General features: G+C 63.6%; 17 protein-coding genes, 3 tRNA genes and 1 pseudogene. 12 read left to right on the forward strand and 9 right to left on the reverse strand.

Annotation, left to right across the window (positions count from 1 at the left end; translation table 11 throughout):
• Window positions 1-144 precede the first annotated feature (144 nt).
• Together H7993_RS11515 and cysS are read left to right on the forward strand one after the other, a co-directional pair.
• Window positions 145-1,842, forward strand: a complete 1,698-nt coding sequence (locus tag H7993_RS11515; protein WP_122713769.1) for a glutamine--tRNA ligase/YqeY domain fusion protein — start codon at window positions 145-147, stop codon at window positions 1,840-1,842.
• A gap of 29 nt (window positions 1,843-1,871) precedes the next feature.
• Window positions 1,872-3,254 (forward strand): cysteine--tRNA ligase, encoded by a 1,383-nt coding sequence (gene cysS, locus H7993_RS11520; protein ID WP_185794467.1) that lies wholly within the window; start codon window positions 1,872-1,874, stop codon window positions 3,252-3,254.
• 157 nt (window positions 3,255-3,411) lie between these two features.
• On the opposite strand, the gene H7993_RS11525 is transcribed toward cysS, so the two are convergent.
• From H7993_RS11525 to H7993_RS11555, 7 genes are read right to left on the reverse strand one after another with little or no spacing between them, the layout of a single operon-like run.
• Window positions 3,412-4,452 (reverse strand): ABC transporter substrate-binding protein, encoded by a 1,041-nt coding sequence (locus tag H7993_RS11525; RefSeq protein ID WP_122713767.1) that lies wholly within the window; start codon window positions 4,450-4,452, stop codon window positions 3,412-3,414.
• Window positions 4,449-5,591 (reverse strand): NAD(P)/FAD-dependent oxidoreductase, encoded by a 1,143-nt coding sequence (locus H7993_RS11530; protein ID WP_185794468.1) that lies wholly within the window; start codon window positions 5,589-5,591, stop codon window positions 4,449-4,451. Before H7993_RS11530 ends, H7993_RS11525 begins: the two co-directional genes overlap by 4 nt.
• Window positions 5,588-6,943 carry an FAD-dependent oxidoreductase gene (locus H7993_RS11535; protein WP_185794469.1) on the reverse strand — a complete coding sequence of 452 codons (1,356 nt, stop codon included), beginning with the start codon at window positions 6,941-6,943 and terminating at the stop codon, window positions 5,588-5,590. The genes H7993_RS11530 and H7993_RS11535 overlap by 4 nt, the downstream gene beginning before the upstream one ends.
• Entirely contained in the window at window positions 6,940-7,230 is a 291-nt protein-coding gene (locus H7993_RS11540) for a (2Fe-2S)-binding protein (RefSeq protein ID WP_185794470.1), read from the reverse strand. The genes H7993_RS11535 and H7993_RS11540 overlap by 4 nt, the downstream gene beginning before the upstream one ends.
• Window positions 7,230-8,024 carry an ABC transporter permease gene (locus H7993_RS11545; protein ID WP_122476031.1) on the reverse strand — a complete coding sequence of 265 codons (795 nt, stop codon included), beginning with the start codon at window positions 8,022-8,024 and terminating at the stop codon, window positions 7,230-7,232. Before H7993_RS11545 ends, H7993_RS11540 begins: the two co-directional genes overlap by 1 nt.
• Window positions 8,025-8,027: 3 nt before the next feature.
• Window positions 8,028-8,873, reverse strand: coding sequence for an ABC transporter permease (locus tag H7993_RS11550; RefSeq protein WP_185794471.1), 846 nt, complete (start codon window positions 8,871-8,873; stop codon window positions 8,028-8,030).
• A complete protein-coding gene (locus H7993_RS11555) occupies window positions 8,870-9,895 on the reverse strand; it encodes an ABC transporter ATP-binding protein (protein WP_185794472.1) in 1,026 nt (341 codons plus the stop codon). The genes H7993_RS11550 and H7993_RS11555 overlap by 4 nt, the downstream gene beginning before the upstream one ends.
• Window positions 9,896-10,127: 232 nt before the next feature.
• Between H7993_RS11555 and H7993_RS11560 the strand changes: the two genes are divergently transcribed.
• Complete coding sequence (locus H7993_RS11560) at window positions 10,128-10,958, forward strand: IclR family transcriptional regulator (protein ID WP_185794473.1); 831 nt, start codon at window positions 10,128-10,130, stop codon at window positions 10,956-10,958.
• Window positions 10,959-10,982: 24 nt separating this feature from the next.
• Here the strand turns inward: H7993_RS11560 and H7993_RS11565 are convergent.
• Window positions 10,983-12,767 (reverse strand): annotated as a pseudogene (locus tag H7993_RS11565) (sigma-54-dependent Fis family transcriptional regulator); the annotation flags it as partial.
• 256 nt (window positions 12,768-13,023) lie between these two features.
• On the opposite strand from H7993_RS11565, the gene H7993_RS11570 reads away from it, so the two are divergent.
• The 6 genes from H7993_RS11570 to H7993_RS11595 are packed head-to-tail and all read left to right on the forward strand — an operon-like array spanning window position 13,024 to window position 18,961.
• Window positions 13,024-14,118 (forward strand): ABC transporter ATP-binding protein, encoded by a 1,095-nt coding sequence (locus H7993_RS11570; RefSeq protein WP_122476025.1) that lies wholly within the window; start codon window positions 13,024-13,026, stop codon window positions 14,116-14,118.
• On the forward strand, window positions 14,118-15,215 hold the full coding sequence (locus tag H7993_RS11575; RefSeq protein WP_185794475.1) for an ABC transporter ATP-binding protein: 1,098 nt from the start codon (window positions 14,118-14,120) through the stop codon (window positions 15,213-15,215). Before H7993_RS11570 ends, H7993_RS11575 begins: the two co-directional genes overlap by 1 nt.
• Window positions 15,212-16,078 (forward strand): carbohydrate ABC transporter permease, encoded by an 867-nt coding sequence (locus H7993_RS11580; protein ID WP_185794476.1) that lies wholly within the window; start codon window positions 15,212-15,214, stop codon window positions 16,076-16,078. Before H7993_RS11575 ends, H7993_RS11580 begins: the two co-directional genes overlap by 4 nt.
• Before the next feature lie 7 nt (window positions 16,079-16,085).
• Window positions 16,086-16,886 (forward strand): carbohydrate ABC transporter permease, encoded by an 801-nt coding sequence (locus H7993_RS11585; RefSeq protein ID WP_122476020.1) that lies wholly within the window; start codon window positions 16,086-16,088, stop codon window positions 16,884-16,886.
• Between the two features lie 10 nt (window positions 16,887-16,896).
• Window positions 16,897-17,169 carry a DUF2160 domain-containing protein gene (locus tag H7993_RS11590; protein WP_122476019.1) on the forward strand — a complete coding sequence of 91 codons (273 nt, stop codon included), beginning with the start codon at window positions 16,897-16,899 and terminating at the stop codon, window positions 17,167-17,169.
• A 46-nt stretch (window positions 17,170-17,215) separates the two neighbouring features.
• A complete protein-coding gene (locus H7993_RS11595; protein WP_122713755.1) occupies window positions 17,216-18,961 on the forward strand; it encodes an ABC transporter substrate-binding protein in 1,746 nt (581 codons plus the stop codon).
• 279 nt (window positions 18,962-19,240) lie between these two features.
• Here H7993_RS11595 and folD read toward each other — a convergent pair whose 3' ends face one another.
• Window positions 19,241-20,095 (reverse strand): bifunctional methylenetetrahydrofolate dehydrogenase/methenyltetrahydrofolate cyclohydrolase FolD, encoded by an 855-nt coding sequence (gene folD, locus H7993_RS11600; protein WP_185794477.1) that lies wholly within the window; start codon window positions 20,093-20,095, stop codon window positions 19,241-19,243.
• A 290-nt stretch (window positions 20,096-20,385) separates the two neighbouring features.
• On the opposite strand from folD, the gene H7993_RS11605 reads away from it, so the two are divergent.
• The 3 genes from H7993_RS11605 (at window position 20,386) to H7993_RS11615 (ending at window position 20,721) form a co-directional block, all read left to right on the forward strand.
• A tRNA-Arg gene (locus H7993_RS11605) sits at window positions 20,386-20,462 on the forward strand.
• Window positions 20,463-20,503: 41 nt separating this feature from the next.
• A tRNA-His gene (locus tag H7993_RS11610) sits at window positions 20,504-20,579 on the forward strand.
• A 57-nt stretch (window positions 20,580-20,636) separates the two neighbouring features.
• Window positions 20,637-20,721, forward strand: a tRNA-Leu gene (locus H7993_RS11615).
• Window positions 20,722-20,781: the final 60 nt, after the last annotated feature.

Below are 20,781 nucleotides of genomic sequence, written 5' to 3' on the forward strand. Positions count from 1 at the left end.
GGCTGTTTTTTGCCGCGCTGCAGGATTTACCCGATAGTTTGTCGGGGCTGGCCTGTCAGCCGGTTGACCGCTTCGGCTATGATAAGCGCTTTGATTTGGTCGGCCTACCCTGGCTGCCGCCGCATCGTTCGTTCAAGGATTCCAATGAGCAAGCCCACCGCCGACAACGCTCCCAACTCCAAAGGCAATGGCCCTGCCGTGCCCGCCAACTTCCTGCGCCCGATCGTCCAGGCCGACCTGGACGCCGGCAAGCACAGCCAGATCGTTACCCGCTTTCCGCCCGAGCCCAACGGTTATCTGCACATCGGCCATGCCAAGTCGATCTGCGTGAACTTCGGCCTGGCGCAGGAATTCGGCGGTGTCTGCAACCTGCGTTTCGACGACACCAATCCGGCCAAGGAAGATCAGGAATACATCGACGCCATCAAGCGCGACATCAAGTGGCTGGGCTTCGAGTGGGCCGGTGAAGAGCGTTACGCCTCGCAATACTTCGACCAGCTGCACGATTGGGCCGTGGAGCTGATCAAGCAGGGCGACGCCTACGTCTGCGACCTGACCCCCGAGCAGGCGCGCGAGTACCGCGGCAACCTGACCGAGCCTGGCCGCAACAGCCCGTTCCGCGAGCGCAGCGTCGAGGAAAACCTCGACCTGTTCGCGCGCATGAAGGCGGGCGAGTTCAAGGACGGCGAGCGCGTACTGCGTGCGCGGATCGACATGGCCTCGCCGAACATGAACCTGCGCGACCCGATTCTCTACCGCATCCGCCACGCCCATCACCACCAGACCGGCGATGCGTGGTGCATCTACCCCAACTACGACTTCACCCACGGTCAGTCCGACGCCATCGAAGGCATCACGCACTCCATCTGCACCCTGGAATTCGAAGGGCATCGTCCGCTGTACGAATGGTTCCTCGACCATCTGTCGGTGCCGGCGCACCCGCGTCAGTACGAGTTCAGCCGCCTGAACCTCAATTACACGCTGACTTCCAAGCGCAAGCTCAAGCAGCTGGTCGACGAACAGCACGTGCAGGGCTGGGACGATCCGCGCATGTCGACCCTCTCCGGTTTCCGCCGTCGCGGCTACACCCCGGCGTCGATCCGCAACTTCTGCGACATGATCGGCACCAACCGTTCCGATGGCGTGGTCGACATGTCGATGCTCGAATTCAGCATCCGTGACGACCTCGACCGCAACGCACCGCGCGCCATGTGCGTGCTGCGCCCGCTCAAGGTAGTGATCACCAACTATCCCGAAGGCCAGGTCGAGCAGCTCGAGCTGCCGCGCCATCCCAAGGAAGACATGGGCGTGCGCGCGTTGCCGTTCGAGCGCGAGCTGTACATCGACCGCGACGACTTCATGGAAGAGCCGCCCAAGGGCTACAAGCGCCTGGAACCCAACGGCGAAGTACGCCTGCGTGGCAGTTACGTGATCCGTGCCGACGAAGCGATCAAGGATGCCGACGGCAACATCGTCGAACTGCGCTGCTCGTACGACCCGGACACCCTGGGCAAGAATCCGGAAGGGCGCAAGGTCAAGGGCGTGATCCACTGGGTTCCGGCCGCGGCCAGCGTCGAGTGTGAAGTACGCCTGTACGATCGCCTGTTCCGCTCGGCCAACCCGGAGAAGGCCGAAGACGGCGCGACGTTCCTCGACAACATCAATCCCGACTCCCTGCAGGTACTGCGTGGCTGCCGCGCCGAACCGTCGCTGGCCAACGCGGCGCCGGAGGATCGTTTCCAGTTCGAACGCGAAGGCTATTTCTGCGCCGACCTGGTCGACACGCAACCGGGTCGTCCGGTGTTCAACCGTACCGTCACCCTGCGTGACTCGTGGGGCTGAGCCTCGCCAGGCCAAGTTGAGGAATCGTTGTGCTGAACATCTACAACACGCTGAGCAAGAGCAAAGAGGTCTTCACGCCGCTGGATGGCAACAAGGTGCGCATGTACGTGTGCGGCATGACCGTGTACGACTACTGCCACCTGGGCCACGGTCGCAGCATGGTCGCGTTCGATCTGGTCACGCGCTGGTTGCGCTACAGCGGCTATGAGCTGACCTACGTGCGCAACATCACCGACATCGACGACAAAATCATCAACCGTGCGCGGGACAACGGCGAAAGCTTCGATGCCCTGACCGCGCGCATGATCGATGCGATGCACGAGGACGAGGCGCGCCTGAACATCCTCAAGCCGGATCAGGAGCCGCGTGCCACCGAGCACATCCCGGGCATGCTGGCGATGATCCAGACCTTGATCGACAAGGGCTATGCCTATGCGCCGGGCAACGGCGACGTGTACTACCGGGTCGGCAAGTTCCAAGGCTACGGCAAACTGTCGCGCAAGAAGATCGAAGACCTGCGCATCGGGGCGCGCATCGAAGTGGAAGAGGCCAAGCAGGACCCCCTCGATTTCGTCCTGTGGAAGGGCGTCAAGCCAGGCGAGCCGAGCTGGGAGTCGCCCTGGGGCCCTGGCCGTCCTGGCTGGCATATCGAGTGCTCGGTGATGTCGACCTGCTGCCTGGGCGACACCTTCGATATTCATGGTGGCGGCAACGACCTGGAATTCCCGCACCACGAGAACGAGATCGCCCAGAGCGAGGCGGCCACCGGCAAGCCGTACGCCAACGCCTGGTTGCACTGTGGGATGATCCGCATCAACGGCGAGAAGATGTCCAAGTCGCTGAACAACTTCTTCACCATTCGCGATGTGCTGGAGAAGTATCAGCCCGAGGTGGTGCGCTACCTGCTGGTTTCCAGCCATTACCGCAGTTCGATCAACTATTCCGAAGACAGCCTGAAGGAAGCCAAGGGCGCGCTGGAGCGGTTCTACCATGCGCTCAAGGGCTTGCCGAAAGTGGCGGCAGCGGGGGGCGAGCTGTTCGTCGAGCGCTTTGCCAATGCCATGAACGATGACTTCGGTACGCCGGAAGCCTGCGCCGTGTTGTTCGATCTGGTGCGCGAGATCAACCGTTTGCGTGACAGTGATGTCGACGCAGCTGCGGGCTTGGCCGGTCGTTTGCGCGAACTGGGCGACCTGCTCGGGGTATTGCAGCTCGATTCCGACGAATTCCTCCAGGCCGGCGCTGCCGGTCGCGTCGATGCGGCCCAGGTGGACACCCTCATCGCCGCACGTCTGGCGGCACGAGCGGGCAAGGACTGGGCCGAATCCGACCGCATCCGCGACGAGTTGACCGCCATGGGTGTGGTATTGGAAGACAGCAAAGGTGTCACGACCTGGCGCCTGGCGGACTGATACAGCAACATTCCCCGTAGGAGCGGTCATCGGCCGCGAACCGGGCACTGCGGTGTACCAGTTGGACCGCGTCGCGCCTTTCGCGGCCACGGACCGCTCCTACGGATTTTGCGTAGGAGCGGTCATCGGCCGCGGACCGGGCGACTCGGTGCATGGCCTAGCGCTCGATCGAGCGGCTCCAGCGGGCGTTCCAGGCGGGGCGCAGCTGGTTGACCTGATCCCAGTCGATGGCCACTGCCGTTTCCAGGTATTTCTCCATCGCCTGCACCTGCCCACGGGTCTTGTCGGTGGTTGGGGTATTGGGGTTGGACGGTATCTGATCGCCTTCCTCCAGTGCCGGTGCCTGGGCCTCGGGGCTCAGCAGGTAGGCCGCCAGCTTCTGGGCCAGCTCGGGCTGGTCGTTCTTGGCGATCACGCACTCCGCCACGTTGAGCACCACCGCGCCCTCCTTGGGTTGCGCGTACTCAACCGGTACACCGCGCAGTTTCAAGGCGGTCACCTGAGTCGGTGTGAGCGGAAACAACGCGGCCTCGTCGGTCTGCACCATCTCAGAGATCTTCGCCGAACTGGCAATGTACTCCAGCACATTCGGGCCTACCGTCTTGGGCCACGCCTTGAACCCCGGCTCGACGTCGGTTTCGCTGCCACCCTGCAGCCGGTTGAACATCAGGAAGCCGTGCAGCCCGAAGGTCGATGACGCCAGCGACTGGAACACCAGTTTTTCCTTGAAGCGGCTGTCGGCCATGTCCATCCACGAAGTCGGCGCCGCCCAGCCATTCTTCTTGAACAGGCGCGTGTTGTAGGCCAGCCCGGTCACGCCCAGGCTGACTGCGGCCGCTTGATCCTTGATCCGGGCCTTGGCCGGTATCGCCGCCAGGCCATCGCTGTCCTGCAAGGTGTCGCACAGGCCCATGGAAATGGCGCGGTACATGATGCCGTCATCGAGGAACATCACGTGGATCTGCGGATTGTCCTTGCTCGCCTGAACCTTGGCGAGAATGTCCGAAGAGGTGCCCGGCACGATGACCACCTTCACATCGTTGGCCTGCTCGAACGCTGGCAGCACCTTGTCGGCGTATAAGCGTTCCATGGTGCCGCCGTTCATGCCCAGGTAGAGCGTGGGCCCGGCCTGAGCGCCGGTGGCGGCCAGCAGGGCAGCGAGGGAGAGTGCGTGAACCGTACGTTTGACTGGCTTCATGAAAGCGACCTTCCTTTATGCAGTTCAAGGGGAGAAAAGCGTTGGATGGAAAACGCGTCGATCGGCGCCCGGCTGCGGCCTTCGACGACCAGTTGCGACAGGGCTTCACCGACGGCGGGGCCGATCTGGAAACCGGCCCCGGCAAAGCCGAAGGCGTGGATCAGGCCCGGTTGTACCTGGCTGTGTCCGATCACGGGCTCGCGATCGGGCAGATAACCTTCGGTCCCGCTCCAGGTACGGATCGCCTGTGCACCGTGCAGGAACGGATACAACTCGACGGCGTTGCGCAGGATATCCAGGGTCGCCAGCTGGCCGGGGCGCGCCCGCAACGGGTCCACGGCGAAACCCTGCCCGCCGCCGAGCACGCAATTGCCCCGTGCCACCTGGCGCGCGTAGATGCCACCGCCCTCGACCCCGGTGCTGACGTCCATGACCACAGGCAGCGGTTCGGTCACCAGCATTGCCGGGTGGCCGCTGGTCATCGGTACCTGCTCGCCGAACTGTTCGGCGATGTGGTTCGCCCAGGCCCCGGCACAGTTGAGCAGCCAGGGCGCGCGCAGCCGTTCGCCGTTGCTGCAGGCCAGCACGAACGCCTGGCCGTCATGGTCGAAGGCCAACGGCTGCACCTGCTCGACGATCCGTGCACCGGCACGCCTGGCCGCTGCCGCGAAGGCGGGCGATACCAGGCGTGGGTTGGCATGCCCATCGGCGCTGCACAGCGACGCACCCACGGCCACGTCGCCCACCCAGGCAAAACGCTGGCGCAACTGACCACGATCGAGCAGCTCCACACCCAGATCGAAACCCGCGGCGGCGTCGGCCCAGGCTTGCAGACGGGCCATGTCGGCGTCGCTGCGGGCCAGCTTGAGATGACCGGAACGCACGTACTCGCCGTCGATGCCGATCAGCCCGGGCAGGTCGCTCCACAGTTCATGGGCGCGCTGCGACAGCGGCATTTGCACCAGCGAACGGCCCTGACGGCGCACGCCACCGTAGTTCACGCCGCTGGACCGCGAGCCGCAGAAGTCGCGCTCCAGCAATACCACCCGCTGACCGCGCAGCGCCAGCATCAAGGCTGCCGAAGCACCGACGATTCCGCCGCCGACGATGATCACATCGGTTTCGCAGACCTGGCTCAAGGCTGCACCTCCACACCGAAGGGCAGCGGCTTGATGGGCGCCTGGGCGCGCAGGCGACCCACTTCCTGCGGTGCACACGCGGCCGCCTGAGCGATGATTTCCACCGCTGCACTGCCGCACATGCGCCCCTGGCACCTGCCCATGCCGACCCGGCAATGGGCCTTGACCCGGTTGATATCGGTGTGGCCCTGAGCGACCACCTGGCGAACTTCGCCGACGCTGATTTCCTCGCATCGGCACAGCATCAAGTCGTCGGGGGCCTGGCTGGCCCACTGCTCGGGGAACGGGAATGCGGCTTCCAGGCCGACGCGAAACCCCTGGATGCGCGCCAGCCGTCGCTCGAGCTGTGGGCCACGTTCGCTGTCAATGGTGATGCCCATGTCTTCGAGCAGGGCCAATGCTGCGCGCTCGCCGGCCATTTCCGCCGCATCGGCGCCCATGATCCCGGCACCGTCGCCGGCCAGGTACACGCTCGGCACGCTGCTGCGCCCGGCTCGATCGCGGCTCGGCAACCAGGCGCGATTGAGCGGGCTCCAAGTGAATTGGCAGCCGAGCAGGTCGGCCAGTTGCGTTTCGCTGCGCAAAGCATGGGCGAAGGCCAGTCCATCGCAGGCCAGGCTGTGCCGGCTGCCAGCGCGTTGCCAGGTGACAGCTTCGACTTTTTGCTCGCCGACGACCTCGACCAGGGTCGCGCCCTGATGTACGGCGATCCCGTGGGCAGTTAGCCAGGCCCGGTAGTACAGGCCCTTGGCCAGGGTCGCAGGCTGAAGCAACAGACGGGGCAGGGCAGCGACCTGGGCACCGAAGGGCGAGCTGTCCAGCACGGCCAGCACCCGTGCGCCGGCCTTCGCGTACTGATAGGCCACCAGGTACAGCAACGGCCCGCTGCCCGCGAAGACCACTCGTTCGCCGATGGCGCAACCCTGGGCCTTGAGCGCGATCTGCGCGGCGCCGAGGCTGTACACGCCGGGCAAGGTCCAACCCGGCACCGGCAGGATGCGGTCGGTAGCGCCGGTGGCGATCAACAGGCGGTCATACTTGACGGTGCCGACGCGCTGCTGGTTCAGCGTGTGCAGGTGGCCATCCTCGGCGTTCCACACCAATGTGTCGGGCCGGTAGTCGATCTGCCCGCGCAGCGCGTCCAGCGCCTGATGCACCGCACCTGCCTTGCGCGCTTCGAAGCCATAGAGCTGGCTGGCAGGACGTTGAAAGTTGCCCGGTGCTCGGCGATAGACCTGGCCGCCGCCCTGCAAGGCTTCGTCCACCAGGCACGGGCGCAGGCCATGGGCGGCCAGGGTCTGCGCCGCGCGAATGCCTGCCGGTCCGGCGCCCACGATCACCACCGCGCTCACGAGCGCCGCCCCAGGTCGCGGTCGACCTGCATGCCCGCTTCCAAGGGCGTGGCGCAGGCACGTACGCGACGACCGTCGCCCAATCGAACCCAACAGTCCTGACAGGCACCCATCAGGCAAAAACCGGCGCGGGCCTGGGCACTGAAGTCGCTACCACGCACATGGTCGGCGCAGGTCAGCACGGCGGTGAGCAGGGTATCCCCCGCCAGGCCGCTCACGGCCTGTCCGTCGAGGGTGAACGGCACCGAAGGCCGATCGAGTTCGGCCAGCCGCTTGAACAAAGCCATCAGTTTTTCCCTACCAGTACGCGGTCCAGGCCATACACCCGGTCGAGCAGAATCATGGTCGCCGCGGTCAAGGCGATCACCAGCGCCGACACCGCCGCCATCATCGGGTCGATGGACTCGGTGGCGTACACGTACATGCGCACCGGCAGGGTCTGGGTGGCGGGCGATGTAACGAAGATCGACAGGGTCACCTCGTCGAAGCTGTTGATGAACGCCAGCAGCCAGCCCCCGGCCACCCCCGGCAGGATCATCGGCAGAGTGATCTGACGAAACAGGGTGAAACGGCTGGCGCCCAGCGATTCCGCCGCCTGCTCGGCGCTGCGGTCGATGCCGATGGCGGCGGCGATCACCAGACGCAGCACATAAGGCGTGATCACCACCACATGGGCCAGCATCAGCCAGACAAAGCTGCCATTGACCCCCATCAGCGCGAACAGGCGCAGCATCGCCACGCCCAGCACCAGGTGCGGAATGATGATCGGCGACAGAAACAGCGCATTGAGAAAGTCGCGTCCCGGAAAGTGATAGCGGGTGATCGCCAGCGCCGCCGGTACGGCGATCAGGGTCGCCAGGGTTGCAGCCACCACGGCCAGGATCAGGCTGTTATAGAACGCATCGATGAAATCGGCGCGCTCGAACACGGCGCGGAACCAGCGCAGGGAAAACCCGGAGGTGGGCAGGGTGAGGGTGTTCTCCGGGGTGAACGCCACCAGGCACACCACCACCAGCGGGGCCAGCATGAACACCACCACCAAGGCATGAAACGACAGGGCCAACGGACCGTTCTTGGACATCGATCATTCCCCCAGGGCTTTCTTGTAGCGACCTTCGACCAGGCGGTTCCAGGACAGCATGATCAGCAGATTGGCCAGCAACAGCGCCACGGCAATGGTTGCGCCCATGGGCCAGTTGAGTTCCGACAGGTACTGGTCGTAGACCACCGTGGCGACCATCTTCAAGCGGCGCCCGCCGAGCAGCCCGGGAATGGCGAACGAGCTGGCCGCCAGACCGAAGACGATCAGCGTGCCCGACAGCACGCCGGGCATGATCTGCGGCAGCACCACCAGGCGCATCACCTTGGCCTGGCTTGCGCCCAGCGATTGCGCCGCCTGCTCGGCAGCCGGGTCGAGCTTCTGCAGCGAGGTCCAGACCGGAATGATCATGAACGGCAACATCACATGCACCAGCGCCAGAATCACCGCAAAGGGCGTATAGAGCATTTTCAGCGGCCGCCCGCCCAGCGCTGCGATAGCCTGGTTGATCAGGCCATCGGCGCCCAGCAAGAGGCTCCAGCCGAAGGCGCGCACCACCACCGAAATCAGCAGCGGGGTCAGGATCAGAATCAGGAAGATCGAGCGCCACGGCGTGCCCATGCGGCTGAGGATGTAAGCCTCCGGCACGCCGATCACCACGCACAGCAGGGTCACCAGAGCGCTGATCCAGAAGGTCCGCCAGAAAATCTCGTAGAAATAGCCGTCGCTGAGCAGGGCGGCGTAGTTGGCCAGCGTGTAGCTGTCGCTCTTGACCCCCACTTCGTAGTCGAACAGGTTGAACGACAGCACCAGGGTCAGCCCCAGCGGGACGATCAGCAGACCGACGAACAGCGCCAGCGCCGGCGCCGACAGCAGGTATCCGCGGCTCATGCGCAGGCCTCGCTGGCGAGCACGCGAAGCAGCTCGCCCGGCCAGTCCAGGCCGACGGTGACGCCGGTGGCCAGCGGTGCGCTGCCATCGTTGCGACGCACCACGGTGATCTCGCCGAGCACCGTTTCCAAGCGGTACAGCCACTGGCTGCCGAGAAAATAGCGGGTCACGATACGGCCCTGGATGCGCCCATCACCGGCGTTGCAGAAATCGATCTTCTCCGGGCGCAGGCTCAACATCAGTTCGCCTTCCCCGGCCTGTGCCAAGACCTGGGGCTGGCCCAGCGCGTCGTACTCGCCGGGCAGCAGGTTGGCCTTGCCGACGAAACCGGAAATGAACGGCGTGCGCGGGTGCTCGTAGAGCTTGTAGGGCTCGTCGATCTGGGTGACCTGACCGGCTTGCATCACCACCACCCGGTCGCTGATCGATAAGGCTTCGGCCTGGTCGTGGGTCACCATCAGCGTGGTGATGCCGACTTCACACTGGATGCGGCGAATCTCGAACTGCATTTCCTCGCGCAGGCTCGCGTCGAGGTTGGACAATGGCTCGTCGAGCAGCAGCACCGGCGGCTGGATCACCAAGGCCCGAGCCAGGGCCACCCGCTGGCGCTGGCCCCCGGACAGCTCGCGTGGGTAACGCTCGGCATGGGCGGTCAGGCGCACCAGCGCCAGCACCTGGTCGACACGGGTGCGGATGTCGCTGCTGCCAACCTTGCGCATCTTCAGGCCGAAGGCCACGTTGTCGCGCACGCTCATGTGCGGAAACAGCGCGTAGCTCTGGAATACCACGCCAAGGCCACGGCTGCTGGGTTTGGCATGGGTGATATCGCGGCCGTCGAGCACGATCCGGCCGCTGGTGACATCGACGAAGCCGGCGATCATCTGCAGCGTTGTGGTCTTGCCGCAACCCGAAGGGCCGAGCAGCGAGACGAACTCGCCCTGGCTGACGCTCAGGTCGGTCGCCACCACGGCCTGCACGGGTCCGTAGCGTTTGCACAGTGCTTGAAGTTCGAGAAAGGCCATGGCTGCGTTCCACCTGTCGTTGTCGGCCGCATGTGCGGTGCGTTGATCGAGGGCAGAGGCGAAAGGGGTCCTGCAATGGGGTGGCGCTCGTTCTGAGTCGGCTGCCGGCTATTGTTGGTCTCGCCCCGTGGACGCAGAGTAGGACGAAGACTAGGATGGCGAAAGCGCTTATTTCACTGAGCGGACGGTTATTTTCGGAATAATCCTTTCAATGAAATCGGATGAATAAAACATGAATAAAGATTCCACTGAGCGGAATTCTGAGCCAGGCACAGGCGGTGTCTCCCGGTTGTTTGCCGTATTGCGTGGATTGTCGGCAGCGCCCACCGAGGGCGAGCGCGTCATCCAGCTCGCCGAGCGCATCGGCCTGTCGCAACCCACAACGCACCGCCTGTTGCGCGGGCTGGTAGAGGAGGGCATGGTCGAGCAGGATGTACGCAGCAAGCGCTATCGGCTGAGCCTGGAGTTCTTCGCCCTGGCCGCCCGCGCCGGCAATGGCAGCAACCTGCGCGAACTGGCGCGCCCCAGCCTGCTGCGGCTGTCGGCGTCTTTGGGTGACTCGCTGTTTCTGCTGGCGCGCAGTGGCTTCGATGCCATCTGCCTGGACCGCAGCGAAGGGCCCTACCCGATACGCACCTTCACCGGCGACATCGGTGGCCGCGTTGCGCTGGGGGTAGGGCAAGGCAGCCTGGCGATCCTCGCGTTCCTGCCCGAAGACGAGCGCGAAACCGTGATCCACTACAACCTGCCCCGGCTCAGGGACCTGCACCTGTACGACGAGGTGCTGTTGCGTTCGGAAGTCGACAGCGTGCGCAAGCTCGGCTATGCCGCGCGCAACACCGGCGTGCTGCCCGGCATGGCGGGCCTGGCGGTGCCGATACTCGACCGCAACGGCCACGCGGTGGCGGCCCTCAGTGTTGCCACCATCAGCGATCGACTTGGCCCCGACCGTCTACCCACCGTGGTCGAACTGCTCAAGCGCGAAGCTGCTGCCATCGGCCCACGGCTGAACCCCTTCGACCCGACCCTGCGCAGGCCCTCGCAGACCTTCGGCAAGGTCTGACGGGCCGCCGTGCCCGGCGTGGCCCTGTTCGCGCAGGCGCTTGTACAGCGTGTTGCGGCTGACCCCCAGACGTCGCGCAAGGCGCGAGATGTTGCCGTCGCTGGCCTGCAGCAGTTCGCCCAGGTCACTGACCTTGGCCAGGGTCAGCAGCGGGCGCGGCAAGGCCTGTTCCTGCGCCGGCAGCTGGCTCGCCTCGCGAAGAAAATCCTCGGGCAGATGGTCCAGGCCTATCACCTCCTCATCGGCCAGGACCAGGGCGACCTTGACCACCGCAGACAACTGACGCACGTTGCCAGGCCATGGGTGGGCCATGAATGCGGCCCACACCTCGGCGCTGAAACCGGCACTCTGCTGGGGTTCGCGGTGCGACTCCCACACCTGTTCGATGAGCTCGCGCTTGTCGCTGCGCGCGTGCAGGGTCGGCAGGTGCAGGGTCATGCCAGCCAGGCGGTAGTAGAGGTCTTCGCGGAACAGGCCGGCCTGCACCCGCTGGCGCAGATCCTCATGGGTCGCGGAAATCAGACGAATGTCGACCGGTATCGGGTCGCCACAGCCCAGCGGCTGGATGCAGCGCTCCTGCAATACGCGCAGCAGCCGCGCCTGGGTCGGCAACGGCATGTCGCCGATCTCGTCGAGGAACAGAATGCCCTTGTCGGCCTTGCGCACCAGGCCAGGGCTGCCCTTCTGGCTGGCACCGGTGAAGGCACCACGCTCGTAGCCAAACAGTTCCGACTCCACCAGCTCGGCGGGAATCGCCGCACAGTTGACCGCAATCAGCGGGCACGACGCGCGGCTGCTGGCCCGGTGCAGAGCCTTGACCAGCACTTCCTTGCCGGTACCGGTGTCACCGCGCAGCAACAACGGCACGTCCTTTTCCAGCAGGCGCAGACCCTGTTGCATGGCTTTGTCCAGGCGCGGGTCGGTGCCACGGTGCGCTGCAGCCGGCGCCGGGCACGGTAAAACCGGCTTCTTGAGCAGACACTGCAACCGGTTGCGCCCTGGCGGTTGCAGGGCGAACGTGCGCTCCGGCGGGTGGTCGAGCAGTGCCTGCGGCGTCAGTCGGAACACCTGCTGCACGGTCAACCCCGGAAGCTCGACACCCAGCAGGCTGTCGGCACGACGATTGGCCGCCAGCACGCAACCGTTGTCGTCGAACACCAGCAGTCCGGCCCACTGGCTGTCGAGGTTGTTGACTCCGGTATTGAAGATCAATTGGTGATGCCGGTCGGCGAACGCCTCGAGAATCAGGCGATTCTCCACCGTCTGGCTCATCATCTTCACCAGCCCGAGCGTGTGCGAAGGCGGCAGGTGACTGTCGCTGGAAACGTCCAGCACCGCGACCATTCGCCGTTGCGCGTCGAAGATCGGTGACGCCGAGCCGTTCATCAAGCGGTTGGCAAGCAGAAAGTGCTCGTCGGGCTCGACGTGCACGGCCTGGCGGCAGGCCAGCGCAGTGCCGATCGGATTGGTCCCGGCCGATGTTTCCAGCCAGGACGCGCCGGGGACGAAACCTGCATGGCTGTGGGTAGCGCCCGGCTGCTCTCCCCACGACCTGAGCACGCGCGCCTGCGGGTCGGCCAGCCGAATCAGGCAGCGCGAATTGCCCAGGATGTGTTCGTAGTAGGGCAACACCTCGCGATGGGTGGTGTGCAGCAGCGCCTGGTGGCGTTCGAGCATCTGTTGCAGCGCGGGCCGTGGCAGCGGCTCGAAGCGCGGCGCGTGATGGTGCTCAAGCCCCGCTTCGCGACAGCGTGCCCAGGAGTCGTGGATGAGCCGGTCATGGGCAAGCATTGGATTGGATACGGACATGGTTCGAGTATCCCGGCACACGGCCTTGTTGTTTTTGTTCATGCAGTGTTGTTCACGGTTGTTCATTGTCAATGCGCCAGGCGTTCATTTTTGTTCAGTGATGAACCCCGCTTGCCTGTGACACATACCCTCGAACCGTTTGGCTGGCGCTTTCAGCCTTGACTGGCGGCAATTGGCACGCTTATCGCTCTGGGTTTGCCAGCAGTCGTACCGATGCGAAGCCGCAACCGCTTCCAATAATAAAAAAGGCGCCACCATGTCCCTTGTGCTCGAGCAGGTCACTCGTCGTGTGGAAAACCAGCTGTACATCGACAATGCATCGCTGGTGCTGGAACCCGGTTCGTTCAATGTCCTCCTGGGGCGCACGTTGTCCGGCAAGACCAGCTTGATGCGCCTGATGGCCGGCCTGGACAAACCCGACCAGGGCCGGGTGTTGATGAACGGTGTGGACGTGACCGGCAAGCCGGTGCGCCAGCGCAACGTCTCCATGGTCTACCAGCAGTTCATCAACTACCCGACCATGACCGTCTTCGACAACATTGCCTCGCCGCTGCGCCAGGCTGGCATGGCCCGCGAGCAGATCGAGGAGCGTGTGCTGCAGACCGCACGCATGTTGCGTATCGAGCCGTTCCTCAAGCGCCACCCGCTGGAATTGTCCGGTGGTCAGCAACAACGCACGGCCATGGCCCGCGCGCTGGTCAAGGATGCCGAGCTGATCCTGTTCGACGAACCGCTGGTAAACCTGGACTACAAGCTGCGCGAAGAACTTCGTTTCGAAATGCGCGAACTGTTCCTGACCCGCCATACCATTGCCGTGTACGCCACCACCGAGCCCAACGAAGCCCTGGCGTTGGGCGGCACCACCACCATTCTTCACGAGGGGCGGGTGATCCAGAGTGGCAGAACGCCGGAGGTCTACCACCGGCCAGCCACGGTGCTGGCGGCCGAGCTGTTTTCCGAACCGCCGATCAACCTGATCGAAGGTCGCATCGGTGGCCAGGAGGTCAGCTTCGCCAACTTCGTGCACTTCGCGCGCAATCTCGACTTGTCCGGGGTCCCCGATGGCGATTACCGCTTCGGCGTACGACCCAGCCACATCGGCCTGACACCCAGCAACGACGATGACCTGGAGCTGGCGGTCACCGTGGAACTTGCGGAAATCAGCGGCTCGGAAACCTTCCTGCACGTACGCAACGAGTACTTTTCGCTGGTGCTGCACCTGCCGGGCGTCCACGACTATGCGGTGGACGCAGCCATCCCGGTGTACATCCCGACCCACAAGCTGTTCGTATTCCAGCTCGACGGGCAACTGGTCCAGGCCCCCGGCCTGCGTGTAGCGAGGGCTGCCTGATGGCCGAGATACGCCTGCAGCACCTGGCCCACAGCTACAGCGCCCACCCGGCGGGGCCCGAAGACTATGCCATCCGCGAGATGGATCACATCTGGGAGCAGGGCGGCGCCTATGCCTTGCTCGGCCCGTCCGGGTGCGGCAAATCCACCTTGCTCAACATCATTTCCGGGTTGCTCAGCCCGTCCCACGGGCAGGTGCTGTTCGACGGCAAAGTGGTCAACGAACTGCCGCCCGAGCAGCGCAACATCGCTCAGGTGTTCCAGTTCCCGGTGGTGTACGACACCATGACGGTATTCGACAACCTGGCATTCCCCTTGCGTAATCAGGGCAAGTCCGAGGAACAGGTTCGCGCTCGGGTACAGGAAGTGGCCGAAGTGCTCGACCTGCAGCGCCTGCTGCAGCGCAAGGCGCGCAACCTCAGCGCCGACGAGAAGCAAAAGGTGTCGATGGGCCGTGGCCTGGTACGCGACGACGTCTCGGCGATCCTCTTCGATGAACCGCTGACGGTCATCGACCCGCACCTGAAATGGAAACTGCGGCGCAAGCTCAAGCAGATCCACGAGCAGTTCAACATCACCATGGTCTACGTCACCCACGACCAGCTCGAGGCATCCACCTTCGCCGACAAGATCGCGGTCATGTACGGCGGTCAGATCGTCCAGTTCGGCACTCCGCGCGAGCTGTTCGAACGACCGGCGCACACCTTCGTCGGCTACTTCATCGGCAGCCCCGGCATGAACCTCGTCGATGTCCAGCCCGAGCGTGGTGGGGTCGGTTTCGGCGGCATTCATGTGCCCTTGTCGGAGGCCTTGCAGGCGCGCATTGCCCAGGGCGGCTGGCAACGCCTGCAGATCGGCATCCGTCCCGAGTTCATCCGGGTCTGGGACGAAGGCTTCGAGGCGGCCCTGCACAGCGAACGGGTCCATCTGGAAGACCTGGGCACCTACAAGATTCTCACCCTGCTGCTCGGCGGCCAGACCTTCAAGGTGCGTTTGCCCGAGGACCGCACCGTGCCCGAGGGCACGGTGTTCATCAGTTTTCCCGCGCAGTGGCTGATGGTCTATGCCGATGACCGTCTGCTGGAGGTGAACCCATGAACAAGGTCCAGAACAACAAGGCCTGGTGGCTGGTGCTGCCGGTGTTCCTGCTGGTGGCGTTCAGCGCCGTGATTCCAATGATGACCGTGGTCAACTATTCGGTGCAGGACATCTTCGACCAATCCAGCCGCTACTTCGTCGGCTCCGACTGGTACCGCCAGGTCCTGCAGGACCCACGCCTGCACGATTCGCTGCTGCGCCAGTTCATCTATTCGGGCTGCGTGCTGCTGATCGAGATACCGCTGGGCATCGCCATCGCCCTGACCATGCCGGCCAAGGGCCGCTGGTCGTCGCTGTGCCTGATCGTCATGGCCATTCCGCTGCTGATTCCGTGGAACGTGGTGGGCACCATCTGGCAGATCTTCGGCCGCGCCGACATCGGCTTGCTGGGCTACACGCTCAACGCCATGGGCATCAGCTACAACTATGCGTCCAACACTGTGGACGCCTGGGTCACGGTGCTGGTCATGGATGTGTGGCACTGGACTTCGCTGGTGGCGCTGCTGTGCTATTCGGGCCTGCGCGCCATCCCCGACGTGTACTACCAGGCTGCGCGTATCGACCGCGCCTCGAACTGGGCGGTGTTCCGGCACATCCAGTTGCCGAAGATGAAAAGCGTGCTGTTGATCGCGGTCATGCTGCGCTTCATGGACAGCTTCATGATCTACACCGAACCCTTCGTGCTGACCGGTGGCGGGCCGGGCAACGCCACCACGTTCCTCAGCCAGACCCTGACGCAGATGGCCGTGGGTCAGTTCGACCTGGGCCCGGCCGCGGCCTTCTCGCTGGTGTACTTCCTGATCATCCTGCTGGTGTCATGGCTGTTCTATACCGCCATGACCCACAACGACAAGCAAGGTTGAGGCAGCCATGAGCAAACGCAAACTGATTCCCCTGCTGCTGTACATCCTGTTTTTGCTGGTGCCCATCTACTGGTTGCTGAACATGTCGTTCAAGAGCAACGGTGAAATCCTCGGCGGGCTGACGCTGTTTCCCCATGAGTTCACCCTGGCCAACTACCGGGTGATCTTCACCGACCCGAGCTGGTACACCGGCTACATCAATTCGCTGTACTACGTGAGCCTCAACACGCTGATCTCGCTCAGCGTCGCGCTGCCGGCGGCCTATGCGTTTTCGCGTTACCGCTTTCTAGGCGACAAGCACCTGTTCTTCTGGCTGCTGACCAACCGCATGGCGCCGCCTGCGGTGTTCCTGCTGCCGTTCTTCCAGCTGTACTCATCCATCGGCCTGTTCGACACGCACATCGCCGTCGCGCTCGCGCACTGCCTGTTCAACGTACCGCTGGCGGTGTGGATTCTCGAAGGCTTCATGTCCGGCGTGCCGAAGGAGATCGACGAAACCGCCTACATCGATGGCTACAGCTTTCCGAAATTCTTCGTGAAGATCTTCATGCCTCTGATTGGCTCGGGTATTGGTGTAACGGCCTTCTTCTGCTTCATGTTCTCGTGGGTGGAATTGCTCCTGGCGCGCACCCTGACTTCGGTCAATGCCAAGCCGATCGCGGCGGTGATGACCCGTACCGTTTCAGCCTCGGGCATCGACTGGGGTGTGCTGGCCGCGGCCGGCGTGCTGACCATCGTGCCCGGCATGCTGGTGATCTGGTTCGTTCGCAACCATGTGGCCAAGGGCTTCGCCCTGGGCCGCGTATGAGGAGCCTGTGATGGAGTGGATGGCCTGGACTCTACCGACTGCCCTGTTCTTCGGCGCCATCGCGCTGTTGCTCGCCGGCATGACGTTCTACGAATTGCGCTCGCCCTGCACCGAGCGGCGCGGGTTCCTGCCGATCGCGACCACTCGCGGCGATCGGTTGTTCATCGGTCTTCTCGGTAGCGCCTACCTGCACCTGCTGGTGATCGGCGTTACCGACTGGAGCATCTGGGTCGCCTCGGCGCTGTCCCTGGTGTGGTTGCTGGCGGTAATGCGTTGGGGCTGAGCCACACGGGTCTGCGCGACGCAAAAATTCCAAACAGGAGGTCACTATGTACAAGAACAACAACAAACTGCGACATAGCATTGCCCTGGCGACCGCGCTGGCGTGTGCCGGGCTGAGCGCCGCGGCTTGGGCGGATGCCTATGAAGACGCGGCGAAGAAATGGGTAGGCGCCGAATTCAAGCCGTCCACCCTCACGCCCGAGCAGCAGATGGCGGAGATGCAATGGTTCATCGAGGCCGCCAAGCCGTTCCGAGGCATGAGCATCAACGTGGTGTCCGAAACCCTCACCACCCATGAATACGAAGCCAAGACCCTGGCCAAGGCGTTCAGCGAGATCACCGGGATCAAGCTCACCCACGACCTGTTGCAGGAAGGCGATGTGGTCGAGAAGCTGCAGACGCAGATGCAGTCGGACAAGAACATCTACGATGGCTGGGTCAACGATTCGGATTTGATCGGTACCCACTTTCGCTACGGCAAGAGCGAATCGATCACCGACATGATGGCCAGTCCCGAGGGCAAGAAGGCCACCTCGCCGACCCTCGACCTCAAGGATTTCATCGGCATCTCGTTCACCACCGCGCCCGACGGCAAGGTCTATCAACTGCCCGACCAGCAATTCGCCAACCTGTACTGGTTCCGTGCCGACTGGTTCGAGCGCCCGGAACTGAAGAAGAAGTTCAAGGAAATCTACGGCTACGAGCTCGGTGTCCCGGTCAACTGGTCGGCTTACGAGGACATCGCCAAGTTCTTCTCCGAGGACGTCAAGGAGATCGACGGCAAACGCATCTACGGGCACATGGACTACGGCAAGAAAGACCCCTCGCTGGGTTGGCGCTTCACCGATGCCTGGTTCTCCATGGCCGGCGGTGGCGACAAGGGCCTGCCCAACGGCTTGCCGGTGGACGAGTGGGGCATTCGCGTGGAGGACTGCCATCCGGTGGGTTCCAGCGTGACCCGTGGCGGCGACACCAACGGCCCGGCAGCCGTCTATGCGACGCAGAAATACGTCGACTGGATGCGTGCCTATGCACCACCCGAAGCTCAGGGCATGACCTTTTCCGAATCCGGTCCGGTACCGGCCCAGGGCAACATCGCCCAGCAGATCTTCTGGTACACCGCCTTCACTGCAGACATGACCAAGCCTGGCCTGCCGGTGATGAATGGCGATGGCACGCCGAAATGGCGCATGGCACCTTCGCCCAAGGGCCCGTACTGGGAAGAGGGCATGAAGCTGGGGTATCAGGACACCGGCGCCTGGACCTTCCTCAAGTCGACGCCCGAGAAACAGCGCCTGGCAGCCTGGCTGTACGCGCAGTTCGTGACGTCGAAGACGGTCTCGCTGAAAAAGACCATCGTCGGCCTGACGCCGATTCGCGAATCGGACATCAATTCCCAGGCCATGACCGATCTGGCACCCAAGCTGGGTGGCCTGGTGGAGTTCTACCGCAGCCCGGCTCGCGTGCAATGGACCCCGACCGGCACCAACGTGCCTGACTATCCGCGTCTGGCGCAATTGTGGTGGAGCCACATTTCCGAGGCAGCCAGCGGCGAGAAGACCCCACAGCAGGCGCTCGATGGCCTGGCCAAGGATCAGGATGCGATCATGACGCGCCTGGAACGCAGCAAGGTGCAACCCGTGTGCGGGCCGAAGATGAACCCCGAGCGCGACGCCCAGTACTGGTTCGACCAGCCCGGCGCACCCAAGCCCAAACTGGCCAACGAAAAGCCTCAGGGTCAAACCGTGGGCTACGCCGAACTGGTCAAGTCGTGGGAGGATGCAAGAAAGTAGCCGCAGGCGCGGTCAGCGGCCAGGAAAGCCGCGCTCCGATTGGCCTGCCACACCTCGCCGTTCTTTTCGCGGCCACAGGCCGCTCCTACGGAAGATGGATGCCCCCGTAGGAGCTGTCAGCGGCCGCGAAAGCCGCGCTCCGATTGGCCTGCCACACCGCGCTGTCCTTTTCGCGGCCACAGGCCGCTCCTACGGAAGATGGATACCCCCGTAGGAGCGGTCAGCGGCCGCGATAGCCGCGCTGCGGTGCATCGGATACAGCGCGCATCAGGGTTTATATCACTGGTGCAGCGTTTCTGCTGCATACAGGGTGTTTTCCAGCAGGCAGGCGCGGGTCATCGGACCTACGCCGCCTGGGACTGGAGTGATCCAGCCGGCACGGGGCAGGGCAGTGTCATACACCACGTCGCCCACCAGCTTGCCATCGGCCTGACGGTTGATGCCCACGTCGATCACGATCGCACCTTCCTTGATCCATTCGCCCTTCACCAGCCCTGGCTTGCCCGCGGCAACCACCACCAGATCGGCGCGGCCCACGTGGCCTGCCAGGTCCTTGGTGAACCGATGGGTCACGGTCACGGTGCAGCCTGCCAGCAGCAACTCCATGGCCATCGGCCGGCCAACGATGTTGGAGGCACCCACCACTACCGCGTCCATGCCATACAGATCCTGGCCAGTGCTTTCCAGCAGGGCCATGATGCCCTTGGGCGTGCACGGACGCAGCAACGGAATGCGCTGGGCCAGGCGGCCGACGTTATAGGGATGGAAACCATCGACGTCCTTGTCCGGACGGATGCGCTCGAGCAGCAGCGAGGCGTCCAGATGCTCGGGCAGCGGCAACTGCAACAGAATGCCGTCGATCTCGGTGTCGGCGTTAAGCGTGTCGATCAGCGTCTCGAGCTCAAGCTGCGAGGTGGTGCTCGGCAGGTCGAAGGCCCGGGAAACGAAACCGACTTCCTCGCAGTCCTTGCGCTTGTGCGAAACATAGACCTGGGACGCGGGGTCGGTACCCACCAGAATCACCGCAAGGCCCGGCGTGCGCAGGCCTTGCCGACGACGCTCGGCAACCTGATGAGCGATCTGCCGACGCAGGTTGGCGGCGATCGTCTTGCCGTCGATAAGTTGTGCAGTCATGACGCGTGATTAACCATCGAAAAGGAATGAAAATGTGCGCGCATTCTCGCATGTCGCACGCCCAGGGCAAAGGCGCTTGCTTCGCGAAACCTCCTAAGCCCTTTAATTAAATGAATTTTTTTCAAAAAAGAGTTGACGACCCCAAGGCTCGCCTATAACATTCGTCGCACTTGTCGGGCAGGGCCTAGCACTGGTGAAGAAGGTAGAGCAAAACAGGCGGTTTCAAGGCTTGTTTGTCATCACCGACTGAAGCTCTGGATTTGTAATCTGCAAGGACTACAGACTCAAAAGCGCCCGTAGCTCAGCTGGATAGAGCATCCGCCTTCTAAGCGGATGGTCGCAGGTTCGAGTCCTGCCGGGTGCGCCATTAGGCAGCTTTGGCACAAGTAACGCAGTAAACGCAATATGGTGGGCGTAGCTCAGTTGGTAGAGCACAGGATTGTGACTCCTGTTGTCGTGGGTTCGATCCCCATCGTCCACCCCATATTCCGAAAGGCGCCCGATTCTTACCGATCCGGCGCCTTTGCTTTAAAAGCTACACGCGGACGTGGTGGAATTGGTAGACACACTGGATTTAGGTTCCAGCGCCGCAAGGTGTAAGAGTTCGAGTCTCTTCGTCCGCACCAACCCGTACAGCCAGGCCTAGGCCTGCTGCGCAACGTGAAAGCCGCCTTCGGGCGGCTTTT

The organism is Pseudomonas baltica (assembly GCF_014235765.1).
Taxonomy (GTDB): domain Bacteria; phylum Pseudomonadota; class Gammaproteobacteria; order Pseudomonadales; family Pseudomonadaceae; genus Aquipseudomonas; species Aquipseudomonas baltica.

Bases quoted from the DNA above. Each gene is read 5' to 3' on its own strand.
- H7993_RS11515 (WP_122713769.1), top strand. From the start codon at position 145: ATGAGCAAGCCCACCGCCGACAACGCTCCCAACTCCAAAGGCAATGGC.
- H7993_RS11525 (WP_122713767.1), bottom strand. From the start codon at position 4,452: ATGAAGCCAGTCAAACGTACGGTTCACGCACTCTCCCTCGCTGCCCTG.
- H7993_RS11540 (WP_185794470.1), bottom strand. From the start codon at position 7,230: ATGGCTTTGTTCAAGCGGCTGGCCGAACTCGATCGGCCTTCGGTGCCG.
- H7993_RS11545 (WP_122476031.1), bottom strand. From the start codon at position 8,024: ATGTCCAAGAACGGTCCGTTGGCCCTGTCGTTTCATGCCTTGGTGGTG.
- H7993_RS11550 (WP_185794471.1), bottom strand. From the start codon at position 8,873: ATGAGCCGCGGATACCTGCTGTCGGCGCCGGCGCTGGCGCTGTTCGTC.
- H7993_RS11555 (WP_185794472.1), bottom strand. From the start codon at position 9,895: ATGGCCTTTCTCGAACTTCAAGCACTGTGCAAACGCTACGGACCCGTG.
- H7993_RS11560 (WP_185794473.1), top strand. From the start codon at position 10,128: ATGAATAAAGATTCCACTGAGCGGAATTCTGAGCCAGGCACAGGCGGT.
- H7993_RS11570 (WP_122476025.1), top strand. From the start codon at position 13,024: ATGTCCCTTGTGCTCGAGCAGGTCACTCGTCGTGTGGAAAACCAGCTG.
- H7993_RS11575 (WP_185794475.1), top strand. From the start codon at position 14,118: ATGGCCGAGATACGCCTGCAGCACCTGGCCCACAGCTACAGCGCCCAC.
- H7993_RS11580 (WP_185794476.1), top strand. From the start codon at position 15,212: ATGAACAAGGTCCAGAACAACAAGGCCTGGTGGCTGGTGCTGCCGGTG.
- H7993_RS11585 (WP_122476020.1), top strand. From the start codon at position 16,086: ATGAGCAAACGCAAACTGATTCCCCTGCTGCTGTACATCCTGTTTTTG.
- H7993_RS11590 (WP_122476019.1), top strand. From the start codon at position 16,897: ATGGAGTGGATGGCCTGGACTCTACCGACTGCCCTGTTCTTCGGCGCC.
- H7993_RS11595 (WP_122713755.1), top strand. From the start codon at position 17,216: ATGTACAAGAACAACAACAAACTGCGACATAGCATTGCCCTGGCGACC.
- folD (WP_185794477.1), bottom strand. From the start codon at position 20,095: ATGACTGCACAACTTATCGACGGCAAGACGATCGCCGCCAACCTGCGT.